General features: G+C 47.6%; 8 protein-coding genes. 6 read left to right on the top strand and 2 right to left on the bottom strand.

The window, feature by feature from the left end; all coding sequences use genetic code 11:
* Positions 1–170 precede the first annotated feature (170 nt).
* A complete protein-coding gene (locus tag NF212_RS25030; RefSeq protein ID WP_434361743.1) occupies positions 171–482 on the top strand; it encodes a DUF3081 family protein in 312 nt (103 codons plus the stop codon).
* 147 nt (positions 483–629) lie between these two features.
* On the opposite strand, the gene NF212_RS25025 is transcribed toward NF212_RS25030, so the two are convergent.
* Entirely contained in the window at positions 630–2,000 is a 1,371-nt protein-coding gene (locus tag NF212_RS25025) for a TrkH family potassium uptake protein (protein WP_434361741.1), read from the bottom strand.
* A gap of 14 nt (positions 2,001–2,014) precedes the next feature.
* Positions 2,015–2,677, bottom strand: coding sequence for a potassium channel family protein (locus tag NF212_RS25020; RefSeq protein WP_434361739.1), 663 nt, complete (start codon positions 2,675–2,677; stop codon positions 2,015–2,017).
* 365 nt (positions 2,678–3,042) lie between these two features.
* Between NF212_RS25020 and clcA the strand changes: the two genes are divergently transcribed.
* From clcA to NF212_RS24995, 5 genes are all read left to right on the top strand, one after another.
* Positions 3,043–4,452, top strand: coding sequence for a H(+)/Cl(-) exchange transporter ClcA (clcA, locus tag NF212_RS25015; protein WP_434361737.1), 1,410 nt, complete (start codon positions 3,043–3,045; stop codon positions 4,450–4,452).
* A 324-nt stretch (positions 4,453–4,776) separates the two neighbouring features.
* On the top strand, positions 4,777–5,817 hold the full coding sequence (locus NF212_RS25010) for an efflux RND transporter periplasmic adaptor subunit (RefSeq protein ID WP_434361735.1): 1,041 nt from the start codon (positions 4,777–4,779) through the stop codon (positions 5,815–5,817).
* The gene (locus tag NF212_RS25005) at positions 5,814–6,920 is read left to right on the top strand and encodes an efflux RND transporter periplasmic adaptor subunit (protein ID WP_434361733.1); all 1,107 of its coding nucleotides are present in this window, start codon (positions 5,814–5,816) and stop codon (positions 6,918–6,920) included. The genes NF212_RS25010 and NF212_RS25005 overlap by 4 nt, the downstream gene beginning before the upstream one ends.
* On the top strand, positions 6,917–9,997 hold the full coding sequence (locus NF212_RS25000) for an efflux RND transporter permease subunit (protein ID WP_434361731.1): 3,081 nt from the start codon (positions 6,917–6,919) through the stop codon (positions 9,995–9,997). Before NF212_RS25005 ends, NF212_RS25000 begins: the two co-directional genes overlap by 4 nt.
* 248 nt (positions 9,998–10,245) lie before the next feature.
* Entirely contained in the window at positions 10,246–11,562 is a 1,317-nt protein-coding gene (locus tag NF212_RS24995) for a dicarboxylate/amino acid:cation symporter (protein WP_434361730.1), read from the top strand.
* The last annotated feature ends 51 nt before the right edge of the window (positions 11,563–11,613 follow it).

The raw sequence follows: 11,613 nt of genomic DNA, 5'->3' as shown, positions 1-11,613 counted from the left end.
ACATTATTTGTATGACTATTTAATATCCAAATGAAAATTGCTGGTTTGTATTGTGTTAATGGAAATTGATCTAAATTAAAAAATGTGTGAATTGTTCAAAGGCAACTGCCCGCTGGTATTAGGATTGAATTAGGGGGGAGACTATTGCCCAGGCCCCGAGGAGGCAAGCTATGAAGAATCAGGTTGATATCAAAATGCTGCTCAGAGTCTGTTCCAAGGTGAAGGATCAGGGTGAAAAAACTGACAAGGGATTCCAGTTGGAAGATCTTGTTTTGGACGAGCAGATGGATGGTTACAACGTCACACTCAGTAATGCCAGTGTGTCAGTCGACCTAAATTTCCACAATACCTACCATTTTCACACGGGAAATGAAGATCCTGAGGGATTAATTAACCAGACTACGACCGAATTCCACCAGCAAAATGAAAGCGAGATCCAGGCATTTGTTCGACACCTGAAAGATATAGATGAGCGTTATTGACCGACGCTCAATAATCTTCGTTACCTGGTTAATAACGATGTTCCTGATTGAATTCAGGACATGATGACCAACAAAATTCCGGGGTTTAATTCGATGTGGAATTAAACCCCGGAGATTAACAGAGGAGGGCAAATTGGAGACTAGCCCTTAGCCCGTAAGTACGCTGTCCTCTGGGTATTTAAGTGCTGACTGCTTCGGTTTGGAAAGCATATAAGCAAGGGTTAGTGGACCGATACGGCCAATGATCATGACCACGATAAGGATTATCTTTCCGGCTTCTGTCAGGTGTGATGACAAACCGGCAGTTAAACCCACTGTCGCGAATGCGGAAATAGTCTCAAACATAATCCGGTCAAATGGCGCTTTCTCTGTGAGCATCAGGGCAAACATTGCCAACGTGAGGACAATGCCACTGACGACCACTATGGCCATTGCTTTTGTTACCGTGGGCCACGCGACAGTTCGTTTAAACGCAGTAACGTTTTTCTCCTGTCGCAGGAAAGCACGGGTTGCCAGCAGGGATACCACAAAGGTAGAAACCTTGATACCACCACCGGTTGACGTTGGGCCGGCCCCGATAAGCATCAAAACAATCATTACCAGAAGCGCAGGTTCAGTCATTTTGCCTATGTCGATACTGTTAAATCCAGCAGTACGCGCAGTAGCAGACTGAAAGAAAGCCATCAGCCACTGATCAGTCAACGATGCATGTCCAAGTGTTGATGGGTTGTTTCGCTCCAGGAGCCAGATGAGCAAAGTGCCCACGATGAGCAAAGCAGGTGTACCAACCAACATAATTTTGCTGTGCAGTTTTAGCTTTTTGAAACCGCCTTTACGGTTTTTGCACATATCTGCGACGACTGTAAATCCCAGACCTCCAGAGATAAACAGGGCAGCCAATGTGAGGATCACTAAGGGATCATCTGCGTAGGAGATAAAGTTGTCAGTGAAAAGGGAGAAACCTGCATTGTTGAATGCAGAGACTGCGTGGAATAGGGCGTTGAAAACGCCTTCCCCGAGGCCGAGTTGAGGCACCAACCGGAATGATAGGAAAATGGTGCCAATCGCTTCAGCGCTGAAACTGAAGATGGCGATGGCGATGACCAGCTTTCGAATGTCGATTTGCTTGTTCTGCCCCAGTGCTTCTTTGGCAAGGGATTGTTGCTTGAGGCTCATACGAAGCCCAAACAGGTAGATAAGCACAGCCGACAACGTCATTTGCCCGAGGCCGCCAATTTGCATCAGTAACATCAGGAGAATTTTACCGCTGAGGGTAAAGTGTGCCCCGGTATCGACTACGCCGAGGCCGGTTACACTGATGGCTGAGGTGGCGGTGAACAGTGCATCGGTAAAACTCAGCCCCGATACTGAGAATACCGGCAGCGTCAGCAATAATGCACCCGGAATAAGTACTGCCAGAAAACTGCCGACGATAATATGCGGCTCAGAAAACTGCGAAGACAGTGGCAGTTTTTTGATTGAACCGGGCGCCGTCGGCGAAGAGTTTAAAATGTTCATAGAAACGCTCAGGTTTATAGCTGCTTAAGCGTTGCGTTAAGTTGGTCTTTATTACCTGCAAGAATCAGGATATCCCCAATACCAAGATCCAGTTCCCTGTCAGGGCATGGAATAATTTCCGGGCCTTTTTTCAGGGCCAGTAACTGAATGCCTGGAACATTGAAAATTGGCAATTCCTGGAGTTTGTGCCCCATATTCTTATTGCCGATAACAAATTCGGTAATCGCCTGCTCACTGCCAAGTTCAAGGAAATCAAATACACGGATGTCCATAATACTGCGGGCAATGCGGACACCCATATCGCGTTCAGGAAGAATAATTTTATCGGCACCTACTTTTTGCAGAATGCGTGCGTGGAAACGATCATTAGCTTTAACCCAAACTTTCTTAACACCAGACTCTTTCAATAGAAGGGTGGCCATGATGCTGTTTTTAACTTTTTCACCGATTGCGACTACAACAAGATCGTAATCCTGAAGGTGAAGCTCGCTAAGGGTCTCCTCGTTGATGCAGTCGGCAACAATGGCTTGGGTAGCAACATCAGATGCTTTTTGAACCAGTTCTTCGTTTATGTCGATTGCAAGCACTTCAGCACCCTGTGCACTTAACTCCTCACAGATGCTCATGCCGAAACGGCCCAGACCAATTACGGCGTACTGCTTATCTGACTGACTCATAACAAACTCTAATTGTATTACAAAAGTTCGATATGCTGCTCCTTTTCCCATTGCTTGGCAATAGGGCGATAAATCGCACATCTTAAAATTAAGTTATTTAAAATCAACGGATAATAATAAGCGCCCAAAAATGAAAACTAGGATTACAATGGCGACTTTCGGTAATAAACAAAAGTTTTAAAAGAAAACATCAGGGCAAGCAGTACGCAGTGTTTGTCGTTATATCCATATATAGTCATAAGCTTTGTCAGTTCTGCAATGCTATGTTTCATTAATGAAGATACTAAAATAATCAACTATTCATTAAGATCTTGTGTCTTATCCTTTCTTTTTAAACATCACCAATAATTTTCATGGCATCAAGCATGGCAGAACTATCTGAACAGGTTAGCGTGCGTGTTCGCGTACGTCACCAGCCAACCAAAGTCGTCCGGCGATTTATGTCCAGCCACAAAAACCCTATACAGGTGCTGTTGCTTTCAGCACTGGTGGGTATTTTTACTGGATTTCTCGGGACAATGTTTGAACTCGGGGTGAACTGGGTTTCAAAACAACGAACGGTTTGGCTGGAGTCGTCAATAAGCCAGGCTGTACCACTGTGGATGGCAGCGGTATTGGTGAGCGGTGTCCTGGCGATGATTGGCTACTACCTGGTACACCGATTTGCACCGGAAGCCGGTGGTTCCGGTATCCCGGAAATAGAAGGTGCCCTTGATGACCGCCGTCCTGTGCGCTGGTGGCGTGTGTTGCCGGTTAAGTTTTTTGGTGGTTTGGGTACGCTGGGTTCCGGCATGGTGCTCGGACGTGAAGGACCAACAGTACAGATGGGTGGTAACGTTGGCAGAATGATCGCCGACATTTTCCGCCTTAAAGACAAAGAAGGCTGTCATGCGTTGATTGCCTCTGGTGCAGCTGGTGGTTTGGCTGCCGCGTTTAATGCGCCTCTTGCGGGCATCATGTTTGTAGTCGAGGAGATGCGTCCCCAGTTTCGTTACAACCTGATTTCCATCAAGGCTGTAATGGTATCGGCTATTCTTTCAGATGTGGTCTTCCGTATGCTGCGTGGTCAGGATGCGGTGATAACCATGCCCCAGTATTCAGCAGCACCGCTTCAGTCCCTCTGGTTATTCCTTTTACTCGGTCTGTTTTTCGGTATTTTCGGGGTGATTTTTAATACGCTTGTTATGCGTACCATTGATGCCTTTACCGCTTGGCACCGTCATGATCGCAAGCGTTTTGTGCTGACAGGGGCTGCAATTGGTGCCATCTTTGGACTGATGCTCTTATACGTCCCTGAGGTGACAGGCGGCGGTATTGAAATTATTCCGGATATCACTAAAGGCTCATTTGGCCTTTATATGCTGATTGCGCTTTTCGCCGCACGCCTTATCACAACACTGGTATGTTTCGGTTCAGGGGCTCCGGGCGGTATTTTCGCTCCAATGCTTGCCTTGGGGACACTGTTCGGAACTTTCTTTGGCTCCGTAGCCAGCCAGATGATGCCTGAACTGGGATTAGATCCCGGTATGTTTGCGATAGCGGGTATGGGGGCACTTTTTGCTGCGACTGTACGTGCTCCTATCACCGGTATATTGCTGGTGATCGAAATGACCCACAATTACGACCTTATCCTGCCACTGCTAATTACAACACTGGGGGCGGTAATGGTTGCCCAGATGTTGGGTGGAAAACCTATCTATTCTGAATTGCTGCACCGTACGCTTGACCGGGAGAAAAAACAGCAACAGGATGAGCCTGAGGGGCAAAATGCCTAATTGACCATTACTGCTAAATTATTCAGCCCACTGATTCCAGTGGGCTTTTTCTTATCTTTTGGAAACTGTCCTGCTATTGCATCATTCGCCTATTTAGACCTGGCTGTTTATTGTCTTTCAAATCCAGAGTTGTAACGATTGCCTGGATACGCGCGTAAATACAGCTCTTTGATATACATACACTCATCTGTTGCCTGTCTGCTATTCCTGCCTGGAATTCGTACCTTGCCGATATGCTGTCTTTCTTTACCGCTTTCTTGTTTTCGCGCTGCGTACTTTGCCTCTTTGTAAGTCAAACAAAAAATTAAAATCTGGAGATATACCATGAAAAGGACGTTTCTCATGGTTGGTGTACTTTTGTTCGCAGGTTGTGGTGAACATGAAAAACGAACCAGTGTGCCGATCGAACCGTTAACCCGGCCTGCAAAACTTCTGACTGTTTCTGTTAGTGGCAGCGTCAACCAGAGAGTTTTCCCGGCTGTTGTTACCGCTGATGATAGTGCGGTTTTAACCTTCCGGGTTTCTGGGCAGTTAAAGGACATGCCAGTCAAGGCAGGAATGAATGTAGATGAAGGGGAGGTATTGGCCGTTCTTGATCCACAGGAATTAGCGCTGCGCAAAGCACAGGCTCAGGCTGCCTTCAATTTGGCTAAGGTTCAGTTTGACCGGGCTTCCAAGTTGAGAAAAGACTTTGTCGTTTCAGAGCAAGATTACGATCAGGCTAAGTCCCAGCTTAACGAGGCCAAAGCAAACCTTGAACAAGCGGATGCAAATCTTGGTTACGCCACGCTTAGAGCACCATACAAAGGGGCTATTTCATTGCGGTTTAAAGAAAACTTTGAATACGTAACCGCCAATGAACCAGTGATGAACATTCAGACCAGCGATATCGTGAATGTGACTTTTCAACTCCCTGAGCACCTCATCAACCGTTTGAGTGGCAATGCTGAGAATGATCAGGCCAATGTGGTGTTTGATACTTACCCCAGCCAATCCTTTGTCGCCACACTAAAACAAATTGATACGGAAGCTGACCCTAAAACCGGTAGTTATAAAGTTACGCTCACTATGCCACGCCCTGACAACATCAATGTCCTTCCTGGGATGTCTGCAAGGGTAAGTGTTGAGGTTGATGCAGCAAACAGCTCGCTAGTCCCGGAATCAGCCTTGGTTCAGGCTGGCAACGGGACAACAAGCGTATGGAAGGTGGGCGTCGATGGCGCTGTCACGCTTGTACCTGTAGAAATTTCTTCCGGTGTCTTGGTTTCCGGGCTGTCAGACGGTGATCAAATCGTTTCAACAGGAATCGGGGCACTGAGGGAAGGTGACAAAGTGGTGGAATGGGTGAAGGAGCGGGGCTTATGAAACCGATGGAAAATAAATACGCAATTTGGCCAATTCTTTCCGCAGTTTTGTTGATGGCTGGGTGTGAGCGGGATGAGGTCATCTCACAGGATCGTATCCCGACAGTCTCGGTGGTTACTGTGAGCGAGCAAACCCTGTCACCCCGTCTTCACTTTCCCGCAGTAGCAGCAGCGGCAGACCGGTCAGAGCTTTCTTTCCGGGTTGGAGGGGAAGTGACCATCCTAAATGTTAAGCCTGGCGATTTAGTGAGCAAGGGAGAGCTTCTGGCTGCAATAGATGATACGGATTTCCAGTTGGCAGTTGATGATGCCAGAGCAGGGTATGACCTTGCGCAAAACCAGTTTTCCAGGGCAGAGAGATTGGTGAAGTCCGGCTCCATTGCAAAGTCACAATACGATGAATTGAGGGCACAGAGAGATATAGCCAAAGCAGATTTTGACCTCGCGAGGCTGCGAAAGAGTTTCACCCAATTGGTCGCCCCTTTTGATGGAATCATCTCCCGCGTGCCGGTTGACAACTTTGAGCAGGTTGGTGTGGGCCAACCGGTTATGAATATTCATAAGACATCGGATGTCGATATCAAAATACAGGCCGCAGACATTCTGTATGTGGCCCACTCACAGCGGGGATCTGCCGAAGTTACCCAAAAGGTCGATCCCAGGGTGACATTTGGAGACGGCAAGGAATACAGGCTGACGTTAAAAGAGTACACAGTGGAACCGGATCCCGATTCGGGTGCATTTCTTGTCACACTTACCATGCCTATGCCTGCAGACAGAATGATTCTGGATGGAATGACAGTTGAAGTGAATGCAAGTGGGGAAGGACTGAGAACCTACGATGCCAATGCGATTGAAATCCCCTTGGAAGCAATTTTTAACGGTGACGGGGACAGTCTTGATGCAGACAACATGTACGTCTGGATAGTTGACGAACAAAGCCGGGTTACCAAAAGGCATGTTCTTCTGGAGAGATTGACACCAACCGGTATACGGATAAGGGCAGGCGTGAACACCGGAGAGTCGATTGTTGTGTCGGGTGTCAGCAGGTTAACGGAAGGCCAGGAAGTAACAGTATTGAAAGGCGAGGGGGATCAGGTATGAAGCAGAACATCGCCACCTATTTTATTAAAAACTCTGTGATCAGTTGGATGCTGACATTGATTTTTGTCATTGGAGGAACCATCGCATTCCTGGGGCTGGGACGACTGGAAGACCCCGCATTCACCCTCAAGGATGCCATGATCATCACCAGCTACCCAGGGGCCACACCCCAACAGGTAGAAGAAGAGGTGACATATCCCCTTGAGAAAGCTGTGCAGCAGTTGGTTTATGTGGATAAAGTTAAATCGACATCAAGCCGTGGCCTGTCCCAGATTACGGTCAGTATGAAGAACAACTACGGGCCCGAAGACTTGCCACAAATCTGGGATGAAATGCGGCGCAAAGTGACGGACATCGAAAACACCTTCCCCCCAGGAGTCTATAAGCCCCGAATAATAGACGATTTCGGTGATGTATACGGCATTCTCCTTGCCGTCACCGGCGAGGGATACAGCTATGCCGAGCTGAGTGACTATGTCGATTACCTGCGCAGGGAGCTTGAATTGGTAGAGGGCGTAGGGAAAGTACAGGTCTCAGGTGTTCAACAAGAACAGGTGTTTATCGAAATTTCCATGCAACGGCTGACCAGCCTGGGTATTGATCCACAGGTCATATTCGGGCTGTTGGAAACACAGAATGTGGTCAGTGACGCAGGGGCTATTCGTATTGGGAATGAATATATACGTATTCACCCCACGGGAGAGTTTGCATCCGTAAAAGAGCTGGGCGATTTGATCATCAGCGATTCAGGTGCCCAGGGACTGATATACCTACGGGACGTAGCCAGCATTACACGGGGTTATGAGGAGATTCCCGGAAACCTGGTGACGTACAACAACCGACTGGCACTGAATGTCGGTATTTCCTTTTCCGAGGGGGTAAACGTTGTCGAGGTTGGAAAACGGATAGACCAGCGGCTTGTAGAGCTGCGCGAATACCAACCAGTGGGGGTGGAGATAGGGGAGGTCTACAACCAGCCGTCGGAAGTTGATAACTCAGTACAGGGCTTTGTAGTCAGTCTGGGACAGGCAGTGGCTATCGTTATTGTGGTGCTTCTGTTCTTTATGGGCCTGCGCTCAGGTTTGCTGATTGGACTCATCCTCCTGCTGACGGTGTTAGGTACCTTTGTTTTTATGAAGTACTACCATATTGATCTGCAGCGGATTTCACTCGGTGCTTTGGTCATCGCACTGGGTATGCTGGTAGACAACGCCATCGTGGTGGTTGAAGGGATTCTCATCGGGTTGAAGAAAGGGCGTACCCGGATTGAAGCCGCCTCAGATATCGTTACCCAGACTAAATGGCCATTGCTCGGGGCGACTGTCATTGCAGTTACTGCCTTTGCGCCTATTGGTTTGTCAGACGATGCAACCGGGGAATACTGTGGGACACTGTTTACTGTCCTGCTTATATCTCTGATGTTGAGCTGGTTTACCGCGATTACGCTGACTCCGTTTTTCGCCAACCTCTTTTTCAAGGAATCGGCCAGCGGTGAAGAGAGCAATGAAGACCCATACCGGGGTGTGGTTTTCACAGCCTACCGCAGCGTGCTCAAGTTCTGTATGCACCATGCCTATCCTTCAATCGCTTTTCTGGTTATCTGCCTTGCATCGGCTATTTGGGGATTTGGGTTCATCAAGCAAGCGTTTTTCCCTTCATCAACTACCCCAATGTTTATGGTTGACGTTTGGATGCCAGAAGGTACTGACATCCACGCGACTGCAGATAAGATGGATGATTTGGAAAAATGGCTACTGAAACAGGATGATGTGACATACGTGTCTACCAGTACAGGCCAGGGTACACAACGCTTTATGCTGACTTACGCGCCAGAAAAAAGCTATGCATCCTACGGCGAACTGATTGTCCGAACAGGTGGCTATGAAGATGTGATTCCGCTTTTGAACCGGGTGAGGGATGAACTGGATGCGAGGCATCCAGAGGTGGAATACAAACTCAAGCGGATTGAACTTGGTCCTTCATCAGGCTCTAAAATTGAAGCAAGGGTCATTGGGTCAGATCCCACTGTTTTACGTTCTGTCGCGGCTAAAATCCGGGCAGTGTTGGAAGCAGATCCTGATACCGTTAACATCCGGCACGACTGGCGTGAACGCAGTAAGGTTATACAACCGCAGTTTAATGAAAGCCAGGCCAGGCGTTACGGCGTAACCAAGCAGGATGTTGACAGCCTGCTTGAAATGTCATTTTCAGGTACCCGTGTTGGTTTATACCGGGATGGGACAAACCTGATGCCTATTGTTGCCCGCCTTCCCCAAAGTGAACGTGTTGATGTTAATACCATTGAGGGGATGAAAATCTGGAGCCCGGTAATCCAGCAGTTTATCCCTTTGCAACAAGTGGCGTTGGGTTACAACATCGAGTGGGAAGATCCTTTAATTGTCAGAGAGAACCGTAAGAGGGTTTTAACGGTATTCGCCGACCCTGACCCTTTAGGAGAACAAACTGCAGCAACCATTCAAGCAAGGATTCAGCCTGTGATTGAACAAATCCGGTTGCCTGCCGGTTATGCACTTGAGTGGGGCGGGGAATATGAGTCATCCGGTGATGCTCAGGCATCCCTTTTTAGTACAATGCCTATGGGTTACCTGTTTATGTTCCTGGTAACCATACTTTTGTTCAATTCCGTTAAAGACGCGATCATCGTTTGGCTAACCGTGCCCATGGCTATTATTGGGGTAACGGTTGGCCTGTTGGTTTTGGACACACCATTTGGGTTTATGGCCCTGCTGGGCTTCCTGAGCCTGTCTGGCATGTTGATCAAAAATGGGATTGTGCTGATCGACCAAATTAATATTGAACTAATCAGCGGCAAAAGCCGGTACGACGCTATTATTGATGCGTCTGTCAGTCGTGTCAGACCAGTCTGTATGGCTGCAATCACGACAATTTTGGGTATGTTACCCCTGCTGCCCGATGTTTTTTTCCGCCCGATGGCTGTAACCATTATGTTTGGACTGGGTTTCGCCACAGTGTTGACACTCCTTGTTGTACCAGTGCTGTACCGTATTTTTTATGGTGTGCGTTATCACGGGGAAATACAGGCATCTGCTGCATGAACATATGGCTATCAGGAATAGGCAAGCATGCTGAAGTACAATTACCGAATGTAGCCATATAGATTATAATGTTGCAATTAGGATTTTCTGTAGTTAATGATGTGTTACTTGTGCCTTCATAATAGGAGATCAATATCACATAAGGGATGTTGTTTGGGGTAAAGTGCTTTCAATTTTATGAGAGTAAGCGGTTAAATTGCATCGGCTTCCGGAATTTGGAAGTGAATACAACAAAGGAGTGTTCAGCGATGAATACCGCAAAAAAACAACCAATGTCCCTGACTGCACGTGTACTTATTGGCATGGTGCTGGGTATTGCTACGGGACTGATTGTCAGCAATTTTTTGGCTGATATAAAGCTCATCAACGATTATCTGGTCCACGGTCTTTTTGATGTTGGTGGCAAGATATTTATCGCCAGTTTGAAGATGCTGGTAGTCCCATTAGTGTTTGTATCACTTGTATGCGGCACCAGCTCTTTGAAGGATATTTCAACGCTGGGCCGGTTGGGGGGCAAAACTCTCGGCTTATATCTCGCTACAACGGCTGTCGCAATAACTTTAGCCATCGGTATGGCGTTATTGTTCCAACCTGGCAGTGGCGCAGATTTAACGGCCGCGTCAGCATTTCAGGCCAAAGATGCACCATCCCTTGGTGATGTATTAATTGGCATGTTCCCCACAAACCCGATCCATGCGATGGCTGAAGGAAATACCCTCCAGATTATCGTCTTTGCCATTTTGTTCGGCATTGCTATCAGTGCTTCGGGCAAACCGGGCAAGCGCATTGCTGATTTCTTCAATGACCTGAATGAAGTCATCATGAAGTTGGTAGCACTTTTAATGAACATTGCGCCTTATGGTGTGTTCTGTCTGATGGCAAAGCTGTTTACAACGATCGGGTTGGATGCAATATACAGCCTTGCAGAGTACTTCCTCGTACTTGCTGGAACCCTGATTCTCCATGCTACGTTGGTTTATACCGGTATCCTGAAAGCCTTTACAGGCCTCAGCCCACTGACATTCCTCAAGAAAATGGAAGATGCTGTGATGTTTGCATTTTCCACTGCATCTTCCAACGCTACGATTCCGGTAACAATGGAAACAGCAACCCACAAAATGGGCGTCAGTAACCGTATTGCTTCATTCACTGTACCGTTAGGCGCTACTGTAAACATGGACGGTACAGCCATCATGCAGGGTGTAGCGACGGTATTTATTGCTCAGGCATTTAATATCGACCTGACAATGGCTGATTACCTTTCAGTGATCCTGACGGCAACCCTTGCATCAGTGGGTACTGCCGGTGTACCAGGTGTGGGTTTGGTCATGCTGGCAATGGTTCTGAATCAAGTCGGTTTGCCGTTGGAAGGCATTGCCCTGATTATGGGTGTAGACCGCTTGCTGGATATGATCCGTACCGCCGTGAACATAACCGGGGACTGTATGGTTACCTGTGTCGTTGCCAAGTCAGAAGGCGCGATGGATGTAGAGCGCTTTAATGATATTCATGCAGGAGAGACGGAAGAAAGCGTCGATTTCCATAAATTATCACATGATAATTAATATCAATTTGAAGTAAGCATAAAGACGCCGGCTATGTGCCGGCGTTCTTTT

Origin of the sequence: Parasalinivibrio latis (assembly GCF_036825535.1) — a bacterium.
Lineage (GTDB): Bacteria > Pseudomonadota > Gammaproteobacteria > Enterobacterales > Vibrionaceae > Parasalinivibrio > Parasalinivibrio latis.
The sequence above is the reverse complement of the archived record's forward strand: the minus strand, read 5'-3'. Positions and strand labels throughout refer to the sequence as shown.

Excerpts from the sequence above, each read along its gene's own strand:
- NF212_RS25000 (WP_434361731.1), top strand. The coding sequence starts at position 6,917 with ATGAAGCAGAACATCGCCACCTATTTTATTAAAAACTCTGTGATCAGT.
- clcA (WP_434361737.1), top strand. The coding sequence starts at position 3,043 with ATGGCAGAACTATCTGAACAGGTTAGCGTGCGTGTTCGCGTACGTCAC.
- NF212_RS25010 (WP_434361735.1), top strand. The coding sequence starts at position 4,777 with ATGAAAAGGACGTTTCTCATGGTTGGTGTACTTTTGTTCGCAGGTTGT.
- NF212_RS24995 (WP_434361730.1), top strand. The coding sequence starts at position 10,246 with ATGAATACCGCAAAAAAACAACCAATGTCCCTGACTGCACGTGTACTT.
- NF212_RS25020 (WP_434361739.1), bottom strand. The coding sequence starts at position 2,677 with ATGAGTCAGTCAGATAAGCAGTACGCCGTAATTGGTCTGGGCCGTTTC.
- NF212_RS25005 (WP_434361733.1), top strand. The coding sequence starts at position 5,814 with ATGAAACCGATGGAAAATAAATACGCAATTTGGCCAATTCTTTCCGCA.
- NF212_RS25025 (WP_434361741.1), bottom strand. The coding sequence starts at position 2,000 with ATGAACATTTTAAACTCTTCGCCGACGGCGCCCGGTTCAATCAAAAAA.
- NF212_RS25030 (WP_434361743.1), top strand. The coding sequence starts at position 171 with ATGAAGAATCAGGTTGATATCAAAATGCTGCTCAGAGTCTGTTCCAAG.